The sequence below is a fragment of the Leptospira sanjuanensis genome (genome assembly GCF_022267375.1).
In the GTDB taxonomy this organism is placed as follows: Bacteria; Spirochaetota; Leptospiria; order Leptospirales; family Leptospiraceae; genus Leptospira; species Leptospira sanjuanensis.
In genome coordinates, this window is sequence record NZ_JAIZBH010000001.1 from 3,458,128 (window position 1) to 3,478,566 (window position 20,439).

The window sequence follows — 20,439 nt, forward strand, 5'->3', positions numbered from 1 at the left end:
GTCAGTTTAGAATTTTTTGTTTGATACTCAAATGAACAAAAGAGTGTCTTAAAATGCCTTAAATCGACGTTTTGACAAAGAATTTTGAACTCCTGAATTATAGGAAAGTTGGGTTTGTCAAAGTACGGAAATGAAGTCAAAAAAATAAACGATCGTTCTCTTTTGAAAATTTTTTTTCCAGGCACGTTAGTCAATCTTTTCCTAACGCAGATTCTTTTTAAGCCATTCCAAAGAAATTTTTGGAACCCACGGAACATACTTTTCCCATATTTTTTTTAGTTGCGAACAGAATTTTCACGAGTATTGCGAACAAAATCGTAGGCTCACACCCCAAATTTTGGACTAAGCTCTAACTTATAATCAAAGAATTCCTTACTTATATGCAATGACGTATTCTTTAAAAAAAAGAAGTAAATTACTCTCAAGTGAATTCAAATTCTCCGGATTAAAATGTTGTGGGAGTCTTCTATGGGTCAGGGAATCAAAAAACAACATGCGAAATTAAAAAAAGAAATTTGCTTATTATACATTCTTTTCCTTTGCTGGGGCATCGCTTTCTCCAATTGTTTGGTAGGTGAAGGAAAAAAAGGGTTCAATTTTTTCTTTCTTCCAGGTTCCAGCATTTCGAATCCTGGCGGCGGAATTCAAGATACTCCGATCCTTACGACTCCGGTCGCCCCTCAAGGAAGTATTACTTACAGTTCCGCGACCACTTTTTATGTGAGTAACAACGCAGGGGCAATTCAATATTATGATATTTCTTGGTCTTCCAGCCTCGGAGCATCCTATGAGCTTCGCAAAGGCGCGACCAATTGTAGCGACGGAAGCGTTCATACCAGCGGAAGCGTGACCGCGTCCACTTCCAACACCGATCGAATCAATGCATCCGATCTTAGCGCAGGAAGTAACGGAATCAAACTTTGTCTCAAAAGTCCGGACGGAACTCTGGCTTGGGATACCGTTAGCATTAACGGAATCCGGGACGACGTCGCGCCTACGATCGGATTCTCCCCTGCGGGAGGAACATACGGCTCATCCGTTCCGAACATCACTCTTTCTTGCACCGACACAGGCGCATCCGGTTGTCTTGGAATGGCTTTTCGAAACGATGGGACCAATCCGGGCATAGCCGCGGATGGAACGGTTGCATCCGGATCCACCGGGTATTCTTCCGCGTTTGCCGTTGCAAACAACGCCACCACCGACGTGAAAGTAATCGCTGTGGATAAGGCCGGTAACATAAGTGCGGTCAGTACAAGTCAGTACGTCGTTGCCGTAGGAAATCCTACGATCACGATCAATTCCGTTTCCAAAGCCGATATGAGAAGCGTGGATTCGAGCGTCGTAAAATGGCAATCGGATCTTGCAGGTAATTACGATATCCGAGTCGGTGGAACAGATTGTAACTCCGGCACAAACGGAAGCTCTTTGTCCCTCACGGGTTCTGCGGCCGCTAACACGGAAATCACCACTACGATCAGCGGTGCGGCCCCTCTCGCAGTCGGTGCGAATACGATTCGAATCTGCCTTACGACCGCGGGAAGCAACGTAGGATCGAACTCGACCGCGATCAACATCGATAATACGGCGCCGACTCTCACTTCCGCCACGCCTGCGAATAACTCAACCTCTTTGAGCGTAGATCAAAACACTTTCGTTTTTACGTTCAACGAGGATATGGATCAAAGTCTCAAACCTCTTCCCGAACATCACGACAGCGGAGTAAGCGGCAACCCTCAAATCGCTTGGCCTACGATGGCCGGAACTTGGACGGATGCAAGAACCTATTCATTAGCGTTGAACAGTAAATTACCGGAATTGCATACGTTTTATCTGCAATTCACCGCTACTGGATTTAAGGATAAAGCAGGAAACGCAGTGGGCACAACGCCCGTTGCGATCGTAGGAGGAGTGTTCAAACTCAACTATAAGTCTTTAACCGAAACGAAAGTCACTCTTGTTACGGATACGGCCCAAACGAACTGTTACGATTCTTCCGGAAACGCCATTGCTTGCGCAGGCTCCGGTCAAGATTCGGAACTCAGCGTTATGCCTTACGGTCTTGGAGTTCCAACGACAAACCCCGGATATCCGAACGATCGAATTACAAGAGATACGGTCAACAACGTGATCTGGAAAACCTGTCCTCCAACTTACGTTTGGTCCGGTGCGACCTGCGTTCAGGATGCGGTGGATCCTTACAACGCCGCTCTCATCGCAAGAAACATGGGATCGGGAATTTTGGATCTGACTTGGGGAGATTCTCTGGAATATTGTTTGCAACTCAATCTCGCGAACTCCGGAGCCGGATTTGCGGGAGTGAAAACGTGGAGACTTCCGACTCTCAGCGAACAGATGAGCATTCTTACGTATGAAGGATCTATCGGAAACGAAACGATCCAGAATACGAGTTTCCCCGGTTTTATTAAAAACGATTACCAAAGATATTGGACCTCTACGAATGCAGTCAGCGCTTCGATCGCTCTGAACGGTTATACGGGAAGCGAATTAGGAAACGGTTCCAATGCTTGGGGCGCTTGGCAAATTTCCGTTTTCGGCGGAGGAACTCATATCAACAGCAAAGGGAAAGCCACTTCCTGGAACTGGCCGAACCGATATATGGCGCTTGCGATGTGCATCGCGGATTAAGGAGAAGAATCACATGAAACTATTGAAAACGTTTATACTTCTTACCATTTTACTCGGAATCATTGAAACGTTAACCGCCATCGGAGGACCATATACGGATCCGAACGATGGAACGATCAACGATACGGGAAACCGTCTTCTCTGGAGAAAATGCGGCAGAGGACGCGGAACTGCGGGATCGAATTACACGAACTGTAGCGTCGTTTCGGGACCGGCAGAAACGAGCAACTGGGCGACAGCGGTCGCTTATTGTAGCAGCCTTGGAACGACTTTGGGCGACGGAAGACAATGGAGATTGCCCACGGTAAAGGAACTCATCTCGATCGTGGATTACAGCAGATCGACAAAACCGATCATCAATCCGACCTTTTTCCCGAATACCGCGGAAGGAAGATTCTGGACATCCACAAATTCGTTCGTAGCGGGAAATAGTCCTGTCTTACCGAGCACCCCCACCGACGAAACGGGCACGACGGATCCGAAACAATACGTAACCAACCCGGGGAACACCGAACAACACTATAAAATTCCGCAAGGCGCCAATTATAGATCAATGGCTTACATCGTGGAATTTACCGTAGGCGGCGTGGTGGAATACGGAAAATCGAACAACGCATACGTTCGCTGCGTGAGCGGACCTTACTGATCTTTTTAAAGCGACGTCCGTAAAAATCGCGGGCGTCGCTCTCCTGTATCTCTTCCCTTCCGATCGTTTTCGCGGAAGCCGAGTTTCACGAAATTCAAACGATCACTCAATGACAAAACAGGCGTTCAGCATAAACTCGATATTCTCTTTGGAAATCAAATCCAAACGCTCGTTCCACTTTGTTGCGGGAAGAACCTTATCTTCCTTTTCGAGATAACTCAACTGAGGAATCAAAGTATACGTCTTATTGACTTCGTGAATGTCCGAATCGGAAAAAGAAATCAGATTGTGGATAACGGGAACACAATTGGCCTGGGTCTGATCGCAGTATTCAACTCTCTGCTGAACGTGTCTAACGTGGATTTCCGCTTCCTTTCCGATCAACATCTTCTTTTTAGGAAATATTTTTTTCAGCACTAAAACCAATTCCAGGGCCTTCGTAAGATTTTTCTCTTTCGTAGAAGGCGCAAAAACTTTTTTCCACAACTCTTGTTGTCGCTTGTGAATACAGGATTCGCTTTCTACGTCTGCGGCGGCAGGATCGGGCGCTTTCTCGCAAATTTCGCGGATCGAGGCGGGAGAAAAAGATTCCACGACTACGGACTTTGCGGTCTGTATCTTTTCAATTTGATTCTGATTTTCCGGCTCTTGGGTCTGCGCGGTCGCGCAGTAGAATAAAATCAATGCCGGCAAAATGTAGGAAACTCTATTTATCATATAATTCGAAACAACGAAACATCAACGTTTTTGAATACATTTTGCGGAACATTTTATTTTTTTCGAATTCGATGTCCGTCTTTCGAATCGATTCGGATATGTTTGTCTTCCTTTTACTCTGCCGAAAGGAGAATCAGGAACTCTTACTAGGAAAGATTCAAAAATTATCAAGTAGGCAAGCAGTTATAATCTGGGAGGAGGATTACTTTTTATAATTTCAAATTCATCTCTTGCGATTGTTTAATAATCAATAGGAGAATATTATGAAAATATTAGGAATTATTATAAAGAGAACCTTACTCTCCGCGGTCTTAATCGCGCTCGGAGCTTTGAGTTTTCTCTTTTTAAAATTTCCGGACATCGGTGAAAAGGAAGAAATCAAAATCGCTCATACCCCGGAACAAATCCGACGAGGCGAATATCTCGTGAAGTCTGTGGCGGGTTGTATGGGATGTCACACGGGTGATCGGGATCCAAAACAACTCTTCTATCCGGTGACGCATAACGTGGGAGCCGGAAATCTCCGCATGGCGGAAGATAATTTCGGTTTACCTGGAACTTTTTATTCTAAAAACATCACTCCCGCCTCCACCGGATTGGGAAATTGGACCGATACGGAAATCTTTTACGCGATTACGGCGGGTGTCTCCAAGGACGGAAGTCCTCTTTTTCCGATCATGCCTTATCCGAATTACGCGCAAATGGACAAGGAAGATATCTTCGCAATCATCGCATACATAAGGACTCTCCAACCGATCGAAAACAAAGTGGAGAAGTCGAACGTGAAATTTCCGATGAATCTCATCGTAAGAACGATTCCAAAATCTCCCGAGTTTCAAAAACGACCCGATCCGAATGATTCAGTTGCCTACGGAAAATATCTAACGACCTTTGCCGGCTGCGACGACTGCCATACGCAAAGAATCGAAGGCAAGGTCGTCGAAGGAATGGAGTTTGCGGGAGGAACCGTCTTTCCGCTCTCGACCGGAGGGAAAGTAAGAGGAGCAAACATCACACCCGACCGAAAAACCGGAATCGGCAACTGGACTCGTGAAAGTTTTATCGCAAGATTTCGCGCGAACCAACTCAGAGCAAAAACCAATCCAATCATTCAAGCGGGAGAATTCAACAGCGTTATGCCTTGGTTGGAATATTCGGGAATGAATGACCAAGACTTAGGAGCGATCTTCGATTATTTAATGAGCTTGAAACCAGTTTCGAACTCCGTTTCGATTTTCGAAAAATAAAGAAATCATACTGCTTGTACGAAGAAGAAAACCGTACAAGCGTACGTCTTTCGTTCTTGAAACCGTTCAGGAAAGAAATTTCTGTATTAAAAGAAAAGCAAAGAGTTCAAATGCCATAAAAATGAAACAATTCACGCTTGAATGAGTGACGTTCCGATTTGTTCGAGAGTGGATCCATTTTTTTATAAATAAAGATCACCGTATCACACTCTTTGCAGTCATTAGTAGCACTATATATTCGGCGATTATCAAATTATAACAAACGAAGAAATTAGAAGATTAGTTGAGTATACTCGTTTGAGTATGAAACGATCACTGAGACTTCAGATTATTTCCATTTATTCTTTGCTGACAGTGATCAATCTCACGTTTGTTGCGGTGATGATTTTCGAAAATCAAACCGACTTGCTCATCGATAATTTCACTCTGGAGTCGGATCAGATCGCGAGAAAAATTCTCAAAAAAATCGAAGGTTTAGAATCTCAAAACTACGAGGATCCGGACAAACTCGCAGACATCGAAAGTAAACTGCTCAGTATCGGAATCGAAAATTTTTCCGTAATCTCGGTCGAAGACCGTTCCGTCGAAAAATTCAAAATCAATCTCGAACACGGAAATAGAATTTCCATCGATTATCTGAAAGGAAAACTCGCAACGATCATCAACGCGAAGGAAGCGATCAACAGTTCCTATGACATCGAACTCGATTCGAAAAACTTCATCGTAAATCTCATCTTCTATCTTACTGAAAAAACTTTTTTAGTTTCGCAGGTTCGCGTAAAGGAAATCCTCGATCGTCTCAATTCCCTTTATATACAGCTCGCACTTCTTCTTCTTTGGGGAGTGGTCTTTCACATTCTATTCGGGATCTTTCTCTATAGAAAAATTTTCGTTCGTTTATTCATCCTGAAGGAAGTGAGCGAGACGATGGCTTCGGGAGATTTGACCGTAAGAGCCGGATGGAATTTTTCCTCCAAGGACGAACTCGATCTTTTGGGAAGTACCTTCAACGGAATGGTGGAAAGAATCGCCTCGCAAGTTGAAAGTTTAGAACATAAGAATCAACAGATTCAAACTGAATTGGAAATCGGCAAGAACGTCCAGGAATGTCTGCTTCCCGGTCGTAGAAGAAAATTCAATCTGATCACGGCGGATATTTTTTACAAACCGATGCGCGAGGTCAGCGGGGATATCTACGACATTCTCGAGATCAACGACGAACGCACAGGATTCTTCTTGGCCGATGCGACCGGCCACGGAGTTTCAGCGGCTCTTATCACATCGATCATCCACTTCAATATCGAAAACATCATGAAGGAAACCGTGAATCCTTCCTTCATCTTCACCCGATTGAGTGAAAAACTTTTCGATACGCTTCAAGGTTCGTTCTTTGCGACCGGAATTTTTATGTTGTTCGATAAGGAAGGATTCGCTTATTTCTGCAGCGCGGGCCACAACCCGATCTACTATTACAGAAAGAGCAAAAATAAGATCGTTACTCTCAATTCCACCGGACATATCCTCGGCATCGGTATTCCGGAGGAATATCAGGTTCTTAAAATCAAAACGGAACCGGGCGACAAGGTTCTCATTTATACGGACGGAATTTTGGACGCGACGGCTCCAACGGGCGAACAATTCGGAGACGATCGTCTTCTCGAAGTATTCCAAGCGAACGTTCATCAGGAAGCAAAACAGATCACTAACGAAATCAAAAAGGAAATGGACGCGTTCGCGGACCGTTTCCCGGACGACGTCACCTTTGGAATCATCGAAATTCAATAATCGTCATGAAGAAGAGCGTTTTCATAGCCCTAATCGGATTTCTATTGATTCTTCCTTTGGGATTTATCGTACTCGAAACCAAACTTTTCGAGTTGAGAATCATATTAGAAAGACGTAAAATTCTTAACTTCTCTTTTTCGAGCGAGATTCTCCGCTCCAAATTCGAAGGAATCATTTCGAACAAGGAAAACATCAAGGCGGAAATGAAGTTGAATCACTTGCAAAGTTCCATGATCAACAACACGAACACAACCATTTCTTTGGAACCGAACTTGATCCACGAAACCGGCGCCGTATTGATCAACTCAGTCCGTTCCCTTTCCTTAAAAGCGGGAATCAATCTTCATATGAATTCATCCAAGATCCGTCTTTTGGAACACGCGTTCGCCTTGGAAAGAAATCAATTCTATAAGGAAGCCTACCGCACTTACGAAGAATCCTTCGATCAATTCGGTAAACAATCGGAGGAAGGCGGATTCATCCAATTACATCAGGGTTTTTGCCTTGCGGTTCAAGGAGAATTCGATTCCGCCTTGCGTCCTCTCTACGAGGTGAAAGCGAATCATCCGGGCACCTTGCTTTCCAGCGACGCGGAAATTCTCATCTCTTTGATTCTGAAAGCGAAACAGAGCGCAAAAGAAATCGAAAACAATTTGGACGATCCCGAAAAAAGGGCCAAGGCGTATTTTGCAAAAGGGAATTATGCGAAGGCTCTCGAAGAAATCGAAAGAGCGAAGATCAACAACCCGGAAATAAATTATATCAAAGGTTATTCTCTGGAAAAAACGGGACATCAATCCGAAGCGATCCGGGAATACGCCGCCCTCGCCTTTTCGGACAAAAACAAAGACATCGCAATCAAGGCTAACCGAAGATTGTTGATGCTCGGATATTATTACAACGCCGGTTCGGAGATAGCGTCTCTTTCCGATAAGAACGCTGAACGTTTGGGAGACGCTTCCGAAGCGAAGGAAATCAAAACCTCTTCCGAAAAATTGAAACAACCGAGCCGCCTTTTAGACAACGGGGATTTCGAATCGAAAAACGAAATCTTGGAACGGGATCTTTCCAAACAGAATCAAGCGATGCTGGAAGAAGTGATTCAGAAATCGAATCAGTTTCTGAAAAAAGCGGAAGCGCCTCCGCCTCCGAAAGCGATGATCAAGATCGTCGTATCCGATTCGGATCCCGTTTATGCGAACCAGGTCGTGATCGAAGGGGACAAGGCGAGACTTTTCTCATCCCACTTTCCGATCACCCTTCCCACGTTTTCCATCGAATCGATCTCGATGGATAAGAACGCGACGAAGAATTCCAAACTGATCATGACCAAGGACTCAAACAAGCAATCTTTTTTAAAAGCTTCCGTAGACGACGATTCGATTACTCTTATGGACAAGGTTTCCAAGAAGAAAGTTCAAATCAATTCTGCGATTAAGATAGAGGTTATTCAGTGAGCAGAATTCTTTTTCTACTTTCCATTACGATTCTCCCGTTGTTATCCTTCGAGATTTCGGCGCATCGAATCATTTTAAAATCCGGGGAAGAGATTTCGGGTAACGTTACCGATAACGATCCGGCTCTTGAAGAGATTACGATCCAAACCGGAGACGGTGAACGAAAGATCAAAAAGAGTGAAATTTCCGAAATGCGTTTCGAAGAGGCCGGAAACATCCTTTGTTTGGAATTGGACGAGGATCCGAAGCGGACCTGCACGCATAAGCTTACTCGAATCAACGCACAAACCTTGTTTTACGTCACGGAAGAAGGGGAATATCTCCGAGTCGCGATCGAACGGGTAAAATACGCCAAGATCACCGAGCCTTCCCCGAGAATTCTCCAGCAGCTTTCCAAAACGAATTTGAAGTTCACCGTTTCCTCCGAAACGGAAGACGATATCCTTTCCAAGATTTCGATCCTGAACGACGAATCGATTATGTTGACGCGCGGAGAAACCGAAGCTCCCACTATTTTAGAAAATAAGAATATTTCAAAGATCGTATATAAACTGGAGGATCTGACTCCGAAAAATCCGGAAACGGGTCTGGTTCTCTGGGATTATCTGATTCCGGGTTATTACCTCGCAAGAAAGGAACACACAAAGTCCGGTTACGCTCTCATGGGAGTCACCGGATTGTTCGCCTTGGGCGCCGCTTACGAATACTATTCGGGAATCAACGTAAAGGAGAAACAGCCGATGTTTCTTCCGCAAGACAACGGAACCTTTCTTTTGTTCGATCAGGACAATTCAGAGTATTCGAGACACAAACAACTCAATCATCTTTTTCTAATATCCTTGTCGTTGAGCTATATTTTCAACACGGCTTTGATTTCTTTCCCTGCGGTTTTTTCGATCGCCGCGACCGAAAGAAATATTCCTTACGCATCGGCGGTGAGGGAACGAAACATCGAATTTAAAATGACGTATAACTTTTAGGGAGAATTAACTTATGCAAAACACAGGCGGCGGACTGGCATCCAAAGACGAACTTTTAGTTCAGGAAATCACGGACTCTCACGTTCAGGGAGTTCTCAAAAAGAACATGGCGATCTTGAAGACGACGGGAGAAATCAGTTTATTCTCCGCAAAAAAATTCAAGGAAGCGATGAACGACAGAATCGAAAACGGAGTAAACATCTTCCTCGTAGATCTTTCCTCCACTACTCATATCGATTCTTCCGGATTGGCCGCTTTTATCAGCACGCAAGCGAGACTTTTTAAGGAATCTCAGGGAAAGATCGTGATCTTCTCCGTTCCGATGCACCTTCAAAAGATTTTCGAGCTTACAAAACTCGACAAACTCATCGGGATCACCATCGATCTGGATGCGGCGATCGACCGCGCAATGGCTTCCTAACCGGGCCGCGGAACGATTCGCGGCCGTTTGAGATCGGTAAACCGGCTCTCAAAATGAGTTGCAACGGGTTGAATGCTTCCTAAGCTTTCCTGCGATGGCAGGAAAGCTGTTTCTGATCGGGTCCAACGTTCTTTTAAGCGGAGTCCCGGTCTCCAACGAACTTCACGAACACTATAGCGCCTCTTTTCTTTTGAGCAAAGGAAAACCGTTCCGTTTCAGAACCGGCGTCACGGATTGGATGGAATCGAAAGCCGTCCTCGTCCGTCCGAACGTCGAACAGCAGTTAGAAGCTCCGAACAAAGACATCTTCATTCTCCATTTCGATCCGGACAGCGTTCGAATTCAGGGAACGATCTTCGACTTCCGATCCGATTTTCTCGAACTGAAACCGGAAGTATATTCACAAATTCTAAAATTCTTAACCTTTCCCGCTAACGAAGAGGAAGCGGTTCTACTTTGGAAGAGAACCCTCGACGTGCTTAGAAAAGAGGGAACCGATCGCAAAGAAAGGGATCCTCGGATCAAGCAGGCCTTAAAAAAAATTTCCGAATCCATTCCCGAAAATCTTCCGCTCGAAGAATTGACCCAATCCACCGGTTTGTCCGAAAGCAGACTGATGCATTTGTTTAAAGAAGAGGTCGGAATTCCGATCCGAAAATACGTTCAATGGCTGCGAATCAAAACCTGCGTGCTTTCCCTGGCAAAAGGAAATTCGCTGACCGTCGCATCCCACGAGGCGGGCTTTGCGGACCAGGCCCACATGAGCCGGACCTTCCGGGAAATGTTCGGTTTAAAACCCTCGCTTTTTTTGAAAAATAGCAGTTCCGTTCAAGTAATCTTCTGCAAAATCGGGGATGATGTGCAACTCTAAACGGAGCCGAAAATCGAAACACGGCTTCAATCTTTGATGAAGGGAGTTGATATGAAAACGATCGAACAGTGGTTGACCGAATACGCGGAGAGTCACCAAAATATCATTAACAAAAGAATTCACTGGATCGCCGTGCCGACCATCATGTTTACGTTGCTCGGAATGCTTTGGTCCATTCCTTCCGGTTCCATTCAGAGCCTTCTTCCCGAATCCCTGGGTCAGAGCAGATTGTTTTTGAACTGGGCTACGATCTTCGTTTTAGTGACCGGAATTTTCTATCTCAGACTTTCCATCCCCATGTTTCTCGGAATGATGACGATGGTCGCAGTAATGCTCGCGGGCGTTTATTTCATTTCCCTTTCCGGAATTTCCACTTTGATCAGCATATCCGTCGGAGTGTTCGTCGTTGCGTGGATCTTTCAATTCATCGGTCATAAGATCGAAGGGAAGAAGCCTTCTTTTTTCAAAGACCTTCAGTTTCTTTTGATCGGGCCCGCTTGGTGCCTGAGTTATTTCTATAAGAAGGTAGGAATCTCCTACTAAGAAAAATTTAGGGCGCTCCTGCGCCGATACGACGATTTACGAATCACGAACTAAGAAGGCGCAGGCCAGGCTCGCTGCGCGCTTCGGCTACCGCCTTCGGTTGCATCGCGATTCGTAAAGGCGAGATGACCAAAAGCAAAGTTTGACAGGTTTTGCCGAATAACGGCGATGCAACTGCTACACACGCTCCGCATCCTTAGCGCGTTTACAAAACGGTTGACTCGATCCTTAAAAACGACGAAACTCGCCTTCCACGGAGAATTAAAATTGAAAACGACCCAAACTACGTTCACATCCAAAAATTTTTCCAGAAAGGAATTCCTCCGTTCTTCCGCGAAGTTTTTCATTTTGAGCGGAACGGGTGCGGCGGTCCTTTCTTCCGCAAACGGATGCGGCTCCGGTCCGAAAGGGATCGTCGACAAGGGATTGACTTTTTCTTCCCTATCGCAAGTGTTAAGCGAACTGGAAACATTCAAAAAATCGAATTCGATTCAAGGATACGGAAACTGGGACGCGGGAAAAGTTTTTCTTCACTGCGCTCAATCGATCGAATATTCGATCCAAGGTTATCCCGAAAATAAAAGCGCTCTATTTCAAAACACGATCGGAAAACTCGTATTCTTAAAGTTCGCTTCTTCGCAAAAGATGTCGCACGACTTGGAGGCTCCGATTCCGGGCGCCGCTCCGATCCATTCCGATACGGATTGGAAGGCAAGCCTCGGGGTTTTACAAGAAACGATTTTGAAGTTCCAAGCATACGGCGGGGAACTCAAACCCCATTTCGCATACGGAAGTTTATCCAAGGAAGAATACGATCTGGCGCATGCGATGCATATCGCGAACCATTTCAGTTTTTTGACTTTCAATTCTTAAGTTAAGAGGCGTTAAAAAAAATAGACTTCGGAATTCCGGGGAACTCCGAAGTCCGAGAGCAAGTGTTTCGGATGGATTCGTTAGTGAAAAAAATGAATGATTACAAAGCGGAAAGACTCGCTTCCGCCAATTCGTAGCCGCCCATTTGATCCGGATGAAAATTCGGCCGGAAGTATTTCAAACATCCTTGGAACAAAGGAGGCACCGAAGCTCCGAGATGTTTGCGGGCGTAAAAACGATCCGCTCGAAACTTCTTCCAGGAAACTTCCTTATCCGCGATCAAGAACCAATACTGAAACAGAATCGCATACGACCAAAGCAGAACGGTCGCGATCGCAAAACCGAAAATTCTCAAGAAATAATTCGGAGCGACTTCCTGAAGAACGTCGTAAACGACCGATTTGTGTTCTATCTCTTCACAAGCGTGCCAAACGAGAAGTTTTCTCATATCGCCGTGAGCGTCGCGGGCCAGATCGTATTTTAACGATATTTCGCCTAACGTGGCCGTATAGTGTTCGAGAGCGGCGGTGATCGAAAGATCGATCTTAGGTCCGAATAAAAATCTTAAAAACGGAAAGATTCCTTTATACAGGGTCGTGTAATAGAACTTGGCGATCTTATCGAGCGGAAGACCGTATCTGCGGATTGCGGACCAAACCCGCTCGTGTTCTTTTCCGTGCTGCACTTCTTGACCGATAAAAGACTTCACGCGATTCTTTAAAGGTTCGCTGAGTCGGTCTTGAAACGGTTTCACGCTTCGGATAAAATAGCGTTCCCCTTCCGGAAAGATCACGTGAAAACTGTTCAACGCGTGCGTAATGATCGCGTTATCGTTGAAATAATGTCTGGGAAGATTTTCCAAACCTTCAAAGTCCATTTTGCGGACCGAAGGTGATTGCCCATCAATCGTTTTTGCGAACGGCTTTTTCATTTTCCAAACCTCTTCTTCTTTTACCGGAACTCTTTTTCTTTTCGATTTCGGCGAGTAGGATACCCGATCCTTCGTTTTCGTTCTTTCCGAATCCCGAAACACCTGATGGATTTTGAAATCGGCTAGGATTTTCTCGGAGAAAGTTTCGGAAAAGACGCGGACTTCGTTCGAAATTCTCGGATCCGAACGCGTTCTTCCTTGATTCTTCCCCGGAAGGAGAAAAGGAATCTTCTTTACGAATAAAGCGCGACGCAGATTCTGGAATACAAGGCAAAGGGGGATTAGCTCAGCTGGTTAGAGCGCTACCTTGACATGGTAGAGGTCACTGGTTCGATCCCAGTATCTCCCACCACTTATCGAGCGCCCCGTGGGAAGCGAGATTTGAGTTTCTTCGAGCGCCTTGTAGGAAGCGAGATCTGAGTTTCGCGATTGATTGAGTCTTCCTCGAGCGCTCCGTTCATCGTTAATTTTCGAACATACGCGTAAGGCGATCGACGAACCGAATCGGAAACGTCCATAGTCCGTCGAAATACACGCCTGTTCAACAAGGAGTCGAACTCGAAAGTTTCGTCCATGTTCGTTCCTTCCAAAAGTATCATCACAAAAACCATTCTGATTCTTTCGATCGTCAGTCTGTTGACGGACGTCGCGTCCGAGATGTTGTATCCGATTCTTCCCATTTATTTGAAGGAAATCGGCTTTTCGATTTTTCTGATCGGACTCTTGGAAGGAGTCGCGGAAGCGACCGCCGGATTCAGCAAAGGTTCTTTCGGAAGAATGTCCGATCTAAGCGGAAAACGGCTTCCGTTCGTTCGATGGGGTTACCTACTCAGCGCGCTTTCCAAACCGATGATGACTTTTTTGGCGTCTCCGTTTTGGGTTTTTTTCGTGAGAACCACGGATCGACTGGGCAAGGGAATCCGAACTTCCGCCAGAGACGCCCTTCTTTCCGACGAAACTACGATCGAAAACAAAGGAAGGGTTTTCGGTTTTCATCGATCGATGGATACGTTCGGAGCGGTACTCGGACCGCTTTCGGCTCTCGTGTTTTTATACTTTTATCCCGGAAGATACAAAGAATTATTTCTGCTAGCGTTTATTCCCGGACTTCACGCGATCCTATTTACCTTTTGGATCCGAGAAAAGAATACGATACCGCTCGTTCCCAAAGAGGAGGAGAAATATTCGATTCTTCTTTTTTTCAAATATTGGAAGAGCGCTTCTCCTTCGTATAAAAATCTAACGCGGGGAATTCTGTTTTTCACGTTGTTCAACGGTTCGGATGTGTTTCTTCTTTTGCGTTTGAAAGAGTCGGGCATGAGCGATTCCTCTTCCATCGGAGCCTATATATTTTACAACATCGTGTACGCGGTCGCCGCTTATCCGTTGGGAGTGATCGCGGATAAGGTGGGATTGAAGAAGATGTTTCTCTTCGGTTTATTATGTTTCGCGCTCGTTTATTGGAGTATGGGATTCGGAGAATCCTCTTGGATTCTTTGGATCGCGTTTGCCGGATACGGGGTTTACGCTGCTTCCACGGAAGGAATTTCAAAGGCATGGATCAGCAATCTGGTTCCCAAAACGGAAACCGCAACGGCATTAGGAACCTTTAATGCGTTTCAAAGTCTTTGTATGATTCTCGCAAGTTCGATCACGGGTTATCTGTGGGTCCAATGGAACTCGACCGCGGCGTTGACGGTTTCGGGAACGGCCGCTCTGATTGCGGGCGCGTATCTATATTTTTCGGAAGAATCCGTACAACAAAAAAGCCCCTGAACTTCAGGAGCTTTCAATACCGGTTTGGTCTTTCTTTTTGATTTAGGAGATTCTAAGAATTCGATTCTTATTCCGCAAAGATCACCGAAATAGTCGGAAGTTTAAAACCGAGAACGGTCGACAAATCCTTCCGAATTTGATCGCGCACGTTTTGTTTGTCCTCGATCAACAGCGCTTGACGAAGATAAAATTCCGCCGCTTTTAGATCCACTTCTCCGAGAGCCATGGAAACTCTGTAACGAACGGAAGGATTCTCGCTTTTAAGCATATCGCAAAGAGAATAAAAACTTTTATCCGCGACTTTCATGATGTTAACGATCGAGTTGAGGATCGCCGCTTTCGTAAAATCGTTCTTTTCCTTTTCCAAAGTGGAAACGAGAAAGTTCACCGTTTCCTTGCGGTTCATGTATTTTAAACCGTCCGCCGCGGAAGCGCGGATGTAATAGTTCGGGTGACTGAGAGCGTTTACGAGAACGTCTTCGGATTCTTTCGCATAAGGAAAACTTCCGATCGTTCTTAGAATTTCGCCGACCGCGATCACCATCGTATAATCGTCCTTAGACGTAAAATACGGTTCGTCCTTTTCTAGGATGGTGGGTTCGAGTTTCTTATATTCTTCGATGGTCGGTTTGATCGCGATTTCCTGATCCATTACGGCGAGCGCTTGAGCGACCGTAAACTTGAGATAGGGATGATTTTCAAGGGACTTGGGAACTTTCGGATTTCCGCGGAGCGCGTTCAAAAGAGGACGAACGGCGAGTTTGTTATTCACGAACTTGAGATAATCCGCGGCTTCGACCCTTTCCTCGTAGGAACCGGTATCGAGCTTTTTGATCTGCTCGAAATACGCTCTATCGGCGTATTCTACCGCCTTATCGGAAGAGAATAAAGGCAAAACGAAGATAGAAGACAAAATGATAGAGATCGAAATATTCTTAAACATGGAATTCCCTCTCTTGTAATATCGGTTTTTGAAATCTTCGGCTTAAAGTTTCAGGCTTCCTTTTCTTTTACGCTTTCCGCAATTTTGCGGATTTTTTCGGAAAGGTCTTCCAATGGTAAATCGGTTTCGGCGGATTCTTCCAGCTCTTTTCCGATTTTTTTGAGGTCTTCTTGGATGCGAAGTTTGTTTTCGGAGGCGCGGCTGGCCATGTGAGTCAACAGGTCGTCGCGGTACTCGGTCGCCATTTCCAACTTGAGTTCGCCTAAGGAGATCATGGATTGAAGAATCTTTTCCAAACGATCGCGAGTCAGATAACTCGCGCCGATTCCGCCTAAGACCAACCTTCCGAACAGGGAACTTATGTCCTTACCCGTTTCACGGATCAAAGCCGAAAGCATGAAGTTGGAGAATTCTTCGTTTCTTTGACCGAGAGAAACCTTGAGAAAGGTTTGCCCGAGAATTTTCGGAGTGATATCGGAACCGGACATATTATCGATCACGCGGATTTCTTCTCCGTTGATGATCATCTCCGCGACGTCTTCGAGAGTAATGGTTTTACTCGTCTCGGGATCGTAGAGTCGTCGATTCGCGTATCGTTTCAGAAGTTTCATTTTAATTGGTTGCGTCTTTTACGCGTCGCACAATTCTAGAATTCGCCGGAAAAGCCTTCGGTCAAGCAAAATACCCATGGCAAGCCTACTGTTCGATTGTCTCTTCTTAACCGGACTTACCAAAAAAGAAGAGAAGCTTCTTTTCTCCCTCTTGGATTGGAAAGAAATTTCAACTCAGGAATGGGCAGGAGCGGGAAGATTTCCGGAGACTGGACCGGGACAAATCGTGGTTCGCAAATCGGTAGAACCCGATTCTTTGCAAACGGCGATGGATTGGTCGAAACAACCTTTGTTGATCGGAAGAATCGAACCGGCCCTACTCAAAAATCTCTTCGAACACGGATTGAATTACTTTCTAGATCTGAACCGATTGCAAATCGTGGACGTTCCTCTCGAAACGCTTCCTCAAAAAAAAGAATTAACTTCGATCGTAATCGGACCCGATCCGCTTTTATACCAACGAATCCGCGCTCATCTCAAGGTATTGGGTTGGGAAACGGTTCCTTGCAGAGAACTAACGTCGCTCAACGATCGATTTAAGGAATACGAACCCGGCCTTTTGTTTGTCGACTGGGAAAGAACGAACGTAAGGGAAACCGTTGATCGATTGAAAAATCTTCCTCAAAGAGCGGTATTTCCACCCGTGATCGGAATCCGCGACGTCAAACGGGAAAATCTGTTTCAGGATCTCTCCGCGGGAATCCGGGATTTTTGCGAGGATCTATATTCAGAAAAAGAAATATTAGAAATATTGAATCATTCTATTTTCGAACCCGAAAGGGAGAATTTCGCAACTTCGCCGTTTCGACGAATGGTTTTCGAGTTCAGAACCGGAAGTCGACCGACTGGAATCCGAATCGAAAAAACCGCACCGATCCGGTTTTCCAATTCGAACCTGGAAAAAATCAAACTCGGAAAAATCCTCGGTTGGATGTCCGAGTTTTTATAAAAAGCCTGTCCCGAAAGAAACTCAGCGACACTGCTCTCTACGGGTCGCAGCGAGAATCAAATCTAAAATTTCGAAAAAAAAGTTCCAGAAGGTAAAAAATGCTCGAAACGCACTACATATCCTCCCCCGAAATCGAATCGATCGGGTACGACTTCGAAACCGGCAATCTTGTAATCCGTTTTCGAAACGGAAAAGAAAAAAGATACGCGGACATCCCCAAGGAAACGTACGTGGCTTTGATGCAATCCGGATCGAAAATGAAATTCGTCGAATCGCTCGGCGAGCCGCTTTCGTAAACACCGATCAAATTTTATTATTGAAGCAATGATTTTCCAAGCAACTATGGATCTACGGAGAATGATCCATGCCCTCTTCAAAAGAAACGAAAACCTCCTCTTTGATCGAAACCGCGTTCGCCTATTACTTTCACCGAACCGATCGTCTCTTAAGGCTGCACTTCACCAAGCTGATGACCGACCACAAAGAGGACATCACCGTCGAACAATGGTTATTGCTGAACCAGCTCTCCGTAACCGGAAGCGCGTATCAAACCGATCTTGTGGACAAAACGTTCAAGGATAGACCCAACGTGACTCGGCTTTTGGACGGATTGGAAAAAAAAGATCTCGTTCAAAGGGAAGACGACTCCGAAGACAGAAGAAAATTCAAAGTCGTCATCACGAAAAAAGGAAAGGCTCTTTTGGAAAGAACCGTTCCAAGAATGCTGAAGGAAAGAAAACTCATCTACAAAGGATTGAGCCCATCCGATCTACAAACCTTGAAACGGATCTCGGAAACCATCGAAGCGAACGTGTTAGACGGCAGGATTTGAACTTCAATTCAAATGAGCTTTCAAATCCTGAATCGGAATATGATCCGTAACCTTTTTGGAAAACTTGGCGATCTGCACGCGCAAATCCGGACCGATCAAAAACTCAGCGGGCATACGATCCATCTTCATACCCGGAACTCTTTTCATTTCAAAACCCATTTCTTCCGCTTCCTTAATTTCCTTTTGGGAAGTAAGAATCGTTTTGAAAACTCCGAGCCAAGAAGTGCCCACGCCGTATAAACGATATAACTTTTCGGAAGGATCGGGAATTAAGGAAAACGGAATCGATTTCTTTCCAACGCTTTCCCGAATACTTTCGGGCGTGGATTCGAAAACCGCCAGAACCTGGAGCCCCTTTTTTTCAAGTTCGGGATACGCCTTTAAAAGTTGATGAACCCGTAAATTACAAAGAGCGCATTCCGCATTTCTAAAAAAGGCCAAAAGCGTATATTTTCCTTTCAAATCCGCAAGACTGATGTTTTTTCCCAGATAATCCCGCACCGCGAAATCTTTGGCCGTGTCTCCCGTTTTCAGTTTCATAAAAATCTCCTTTCTGATTCTGTTTTTAAGTTTAGACTCATTTTGTTGCTTAGGCAACAATTATTTAAGCATCATAAATCGAAAATGAGATTTTTTACTATGATTTTTCTCGATCATCAAAAGGGGAAAAAACCTTGACTTTCGTTTTTAAAGTCCTATTTTCCTCGGATCATGAAACGAATCACGATCGCAGTTATATCCCTTTCGGTCTTTATTCTTCTCGCGCTTCCCTTTCTTGCGGACGGAGAAAACGGGCTCATCGATGCGGAAGTCCGCGCAAGAAGCGGCGGTTCGTTTGCACAAGGACGAGACGGGTGGATTCATTATCAATTCGAAGGTCCGGAAAATGGCGAAATCGTAGTTTTAGTTCACGGTTTGTCCATGCCGCTTTTTATCTACGGCCCTATATCCGCCATTCTGCAACGGGAAGGATATCGGGTATTAAGAATGGATCTATACGGTAGAGGACTTTCCGATAGACCGGAAACTCCGTATAATAACGATCTCTATGAGAGACAGCTTTCCGATCTATTCGAATCTCTGAATATTCAAAAACCGGTACATTTAATCGGAACGTCTATGGGCGCCTTGGTCGCGATCCATTTTACCCTCAAATATCCTGAAAAAGTGAAAACTCTCGGACTTATCGCCCCCGCCGGATTGCCGATGGAAATTCCATTGGTGGCAAGATTATCCCGTCTTCCCATTTTGGGAGATTATATGATGAAGTCATTCGGAGATCGATCCTTGCTTCAAGGAACCAAGAAAAGTTTTTACGAACCCGATAAGTTTCCGGACTTCGGTTCCCTTTTTCAGGAACAAATGCAATACAAGGGTTTTAAACGTGCGATTCTTTCCAGTTTGAGAAACATGCCGCTCGAATCCTTCGAAGAAGAATACAAACGTTTAGGAACATTCAAAATTTCTAAACTATTAATTTGGGGAAAAGAAGACAAGGTGATTCCGTTTAAAAACAGCGAACTTGCCTTGCAACTTCTTCCCGGAATCGTGTTCGTACCGTTAGACAAGGCCGGTCATATACCGCACTATGAAATCCCGGAAAGAGTCGCTCCAAAATTGGTCGAATTCTTGCAACGTTAAACAAACGTCATAGGAATTAGGTCAATCCAACGAAAGAAGATAAGTCGTCTTATACGTCGTAAGAGGTTCGTAGATTTCCATCGAAGCTTTTCCTTTGAGATCGCATCCTTTTTCCTCGCAAGCTCTGAAAATCTTCGGATAAACCTTATAAATTCCTAAAAAGATGGAAAGAAAATTCTTAAGAGGAAATTCCGCGACGAGATATTTTTTCGCGGGAATGGTTCTCGCCTTCAATTCGATGGAAAGTCCGTCCGGAATTTTGGAAATGGGTTCCGCAAAAATCGCCCCGACTTCGCTACGCAGTTTGTCTTTCGGAACTTCATTCGGATTGTCCAAATAGATCCCGAATAATTTAAAGTCCTTGAATCCTTTTTCCGGAAGTTCCTTCTGAAGAACCTCGAACGTTAAACCGACATCGCGATAATCGCCGATCCGCTCGTGCGAAAGAATATAAAACGGGCCCTGTGTTTCTTCCCGAACCTGAACCCGATCGAATGCGCCCATATAAAACAAAAAGCCGACGAGCACCAAGGCCAAAACTAAAATACTCAACGCAAGAATTTTCAT

The 20,439-nt window shown here is 45.0% G+C and carries 21 protein-coding genes and 1 tRNA gene; 16 read left to right on the forward strand and 6 right to left on the reverse strand.

Annotated features, from left to right (window positions below):
* The first annotated feature begins 450 nt into the window (after nt 1–450).
* Both LFX17_RS15640 and LFX17_RS15645 read left to right on the forward strand, forming a co-directional pair.
* The gene (locus LFX17_RS15640) at nt 451–2,649 is read left to right on the forward strand and encodes an Lcl domain-containing protein (RefSeq protein ID WP_238747281.1); all 2,199 of its coding nucleotides are present in this window, start codon (nt 451–453) and stop codon (nt 2,647–2,649) included.
* Nucleotides 2,650–2,662: 13 nt separating this feature from the next.
* Complete coding sequence (locus LFX17_RS15645) at nt 2,663–3,295, forward strand: Lcl C-terminal domain-containing protein (RefSeq protein ID WP_238731035.1); 633 nt, start codon at nt 2,663–2,665, stop codon at nt 3,293–3,295.
* A 102-nt stretch (nt 3,296–3,397) separates the two neighbouring features.
* On the opposite strand, the gene LFX17_RS15650 is transcribed toward LFX17_RS15645, so the two are convergent.
* Nucleotides 3,398–4,012 carry a hypothetical protein gene (locus LFX17_RS15650; protein WP_238731036.1) on the reverse strand — a complete coding sequence of 205 codons (615 nt, stop codon included), beginning with the start codon at nt 4,010–4,012 and terminating at the stop codon, nt 3,398–3,400.
* Nucleotides 4,013–4,275: 263 nt separating this feature from the next.
* Between LFX17_RS15650 and LFX17_RS15655 the strand changes: the two genes are divergently transcribed.
* From LFX17_RS15655 to LFX17_RS15690, 8 genes are all read left to right on the forward strand, one after another.
* Nucleotides 4,276–5,259: a c-type cytochrome gene (locus tag LFX17_RS15655; RefSeq protein WP_238747282.1), complete on the forward strand. Its 984-nt coding sequence runs from the start codon at nt 4,276–4,278 to the stop codon at nt 5,257–5,259.
* A 303-nt stretch (nt 5,260–5,562) separates the two neighbouring features.
* Nucleotides 5,563–7,044 (forward strand): SpoIIE family protein phosphatase, encoded by a 1,482-nt coding sequence (locus LFX17_RS15660; protein WP_238731038.1) that lies wholly within the window; start codon nt 5,563–5,565, stop codon nt 7,042–7,044.
* A gap of 5 nt (nt 7,045–7,049) precedes the next feature.
* Entirely contained in the window at nt 7,050–8,501 is a 1,452-nt protein-coding gene (locus LFX17_RS15665) for a hypothetical protein (protein ID WP_238731039.1), read from the forward strand.
* Nucleotides 8,498–9,481 carry an LB_137 family protein gene (locus tag LFX17_RS15670; RefSeq protein WP_238731040.1) on the forward strand — a complete coding sequence of 328 codons (984 nt, stop codon included), beginning with the start codon at nt 8,498–8,500 and terminating at the stop codon, nt 9,479–9,481. Before LFX17_RS15665 ends, LFX17_RS15670 begins: the two co-directional genes overlap by 4 nt.
* 13 nt (nt 9,482–9,494) lie before the next feature.
* Nucleotides 9,495–9,902 (forward strand): STAS domain-containing protein, encoded by a 408-nt coding sequence (locus LFX17_RS15675; protein WP_238731041.1) that lies wholly within the window; start codon nt 9,495–9,497, stop codon nt 9,900–9,902.
* Between the two features lie 94 nt (nt 9,903–9,996).
* Nucleotides 9,997–10,773 (forward strand): helix-turn-helix domain-containing protein, encoded by a 777-nt coding sequence (locus LFX17_RS15680; RefSeq protein ID WP_238731042.1) that lies wholly within the window; start codon nt 9,997–9,999, stop codon nt 10,771–10,773.
* A 51-nt stretch (nt 10,774–10,824) separates the two neighbouring features.
* Nucleotides 10,825–11,316, forward strand: coding sequence for an Mpo1 family 2-hydroxy fatty acid dioxygenase (locus tag LFX17_RS15685; protein WP_238731043.1), 492 nt, complete (start codon nt 10,825–10,827; stop codon nt 11,314–11,316).
* 168 nt (nt 11,317–11,484) lie between these two features.
* The gene (locus LFX17_RS15690; protein ID WP_238747283.1) at nt 11,485–12,189 is read left to right on the forward strand and encodes a DUF1569 domain-containing protein; all 705 of its coding nucleotides are present in this window, start codon (nt 11,485–11,487) and stop codon (nt 12,187–12,189) included.
* 100 nt (nt 12,190–12,289) lie between these two features.
* Here the strand turns inward: LFX17_RS15690 and LFX17_RS15695 are convergent, their stop codons facing one another.
* Complete coding sequence (locus LFX17_RS15695) at nt 12,290–13,120, reverse strand: metal-dependent hydrolase (protein WP_238747284.1); 831 nt, start codon at nt 13,118–13,120, stop codon at nt 12,290–12,292.
* A gap of 275 nt (nt 13,121–13,395) precedes the next feature.
* Between LFX17_RS15695 and LFX17_RS15700 the strand changes: the two genes are divergently transcribed.
* Together LFX17_RS15700 and LFX17_RS15705 are read left to right on the forward strand one after the other, a co-directional pair.
* Nucleotides 13,396–13,472: transfer RNA gene (locus LFX17_RS15700), tRNA-Val, on the forward strand.
* A 221-nt stretch (nt 13,473–13,693) separates the two neighbouring features.
* Nucleotides 13,694–14,896, forward strand: coding sequence for an MFS transporter (locus tag LFX17_RS15705; RefSeq protein ID WP_238747285.1), 1,203 nt, complete (start codon nt 13,694–13,696; stop codon nt 14,894–14,896).
* 67 nt (nt 14,897–14,963) lie between these two features.
* Here LFX17_RS15705 and LFX17_RS15710 read toward each other — a convergent pair whose 3' ends face one another.
* Both LFX17_RS15710 and LFX17_RS15715 read right to left on the reverse strand, forming a co-directional pair.
* Nucleotides 14,964–15,839 (reverse strand): HEAT repeat domain-containing protein, encoded by an 876-nt coding sequence (locus LFX17_RS15710; protein ID WP_238731047.1) that lies wholly within the window; start codon nt 15,837–15,839, stop codon nt 14,964–14,966.
* Nucleotides 15,840–15,889: 50 nt separating this feature from the next.
* The gene (locus LFX17_RS15715; RefSeq protein ID WP_118954982.1) at nt 15,890–16,450 is read right to left on the reverse strand and encodes a polyhydroxyalkanoate synthesis regulator DNA-binding domain-containing protein; all 561 of its coding nucleotides are present in this window, start codon (nt 16,448–16,450) and stop codon (nt 15,890–15,892) included.
* Between the two features lie 76 nt (nt 16,451–16,526).
* Here LFX17_RS15715 and LFX17_RS15720 point away from each other — a divergent pair, with 76 nt between their 5' ends.
* The 3 genes from LFX17_RS15720 (at nt 16,527) to LFX17_RS15730 (ending at nt 18,231) form a co-directional block, all read left to right on the forward strand.
* Nucleotides 16,527–17,399 carry a hypothetical protein gene (locus tag LFX17_RS15720; protein WP_238747286.1) on the forward strand — a complete coding sequence of 291 codons (873 nt, stop codon included), beginning with the start codon at nt 16,527–16,529 and terminating at the stop codon, nt 17,397–17,399.
* Nucleotides 17,400–17,497: 98 nt separating this feature from the next.
* Complete coding sequence (locus LFX17_RS15725; protein WP_238747287.1) at nt 17,498–17,695, forward strand: KTSC domain-containing protein; 198 nt, start codon at nt 17,498–17,500, stop codon at nt 17,693–17,695.
* A gap of 68 nt (nt 17,696–17,763) precedes the next feature.
* Nucleotides 17,764–18,231, forward strand: coding sequence for a MarR family winged helix-turn-helix transcriptional regulator (locus tag LFX17_RS15730; RefSeq protein WP_238731050.1), 468 nt, complete (start codon nt 17,764–17,766; stop codon nt 18,229–18,231).
* Nucleotides 18,232–18,234: 3 nt separating this feature from the next.
* Here the strand turns inward: LFX17_RS15730 and LFX17_RS15735 are convergent, their stop codons facing one another.
* Nucleotides 18,235–18,771: a peroxiredoxin-like family protein gene (locus LFX17_RS15735; RefSeq protein ID WP_238731051.1), complete on the reverse strand. Its 537-nt coding sequence runs from the start codon at nt 18,769–18,771 to the stop codon at nt 18,235–18,237.
* 171 nt (nt 18,772–18,942) lie between these two features.
* Between LFX17_RS15735 and LFX17_RS15740 the strand changes: the two genes are divergently transcribed.
* Complete coding sequence (locus LFX17_RS15740) at nt 18,943–19,872, forward strand: alpha/beta fold hydrolase (protein WP_238747288.1); 930 nt, start codon at nt 18,943–18,945, stop codon at nt 19,870–19,872.
* Nucleotides 19,873–19,893: 21 nt separating this feature from the next.
* Here LFX17_RS15740 and LFX17_RS15745 read toward each other — a convergent pair whose 3' ends face one another.
* Nucleotides 19,894–20,439 carry a GyrI-like domain-containing protein gene (locus LFX17_RS15745; protein ID WP_238747289.1) on the reverse strand — a complete coding sequence of 182 codons (546 nt, stop codon included), beginning with the start codon at nt 20,437–20,439 and terminating at the stop codon, nt 19,894–19,896.